This window comes from Pseudomonas sp. HMWF021 (assembly GCF_003061005.1).
Taxonomy (GTDB): Bacteria; Pseudomonadota; Gammaproteobacteria; order Pseudomonadales; family Pseudomonadaceae; genus Aquipseudomonas.
In genome coordinates this window covers 1-438 of the sequence record NZ_QAIK01000173.1, presented here as the reverse complement: position 1 = coordinate 438, position 438 = coordinate 1, and the positions used below count along the sequence as shown (strand labels likewise).

Genomic DNA, 438 nt, shown 5'->3' with positions numbered 1-438 from the left:
CCGGCGGGCTTGTCGAAGCCGTACTGACGCTCGATGTCCGCCACCAGTTTCGGGTCCAGTCCTCGGGTGGCGCGGGACTCTCCGCCAATGGTTTCGACATGACCGCCGCCCACCGCCGCACCGACGCCGATGCCCTGCAAGCGCGCGATCGCCTGCTCCACCGGGCCACCCGGCGCGGCCTGCACGATGACGAAATTGACCAGCAGAATGGCGAGCAAAGTCGGCACGATCAGCAGCAGACGCCGCAGGCTATAACCCCACATGCGCATACTCCTTCTGCTGTTGCTGCATCTGCGTGGCGGTCAGCGCGGTCGGGCTGATTTCCCACCAGGTATCCAATCCGGCATCGTACAGCGGCGCCGTCGCCGGACGGCCGAAACGGTTCCACCACACCGTGGAAATCCCCGGTGGGTAATAGTTGGGAATCCAGTAGTAACC

General features: G+C 64.6%; 2 pseudogenes. Both read right to left on the bottom strand.

Going from position 1 to position 438, the window contains the following annotated elements:
* A pseudogene (locus DBR18_RS29920) lies at nt 1-263 on the bottom strand (peptide ABC transporter permease); the annotation flags it as partial.
* Nucleotides 250-438: pseudogene (locus DBR18_RS24970) on the bottom strand (ABC transporter substrate-binding protein); the annotation flags it as partial. The pseudogenes DBR18_RS24970 and DBR18_RS29920, both read right to left, overlap by 14 nt.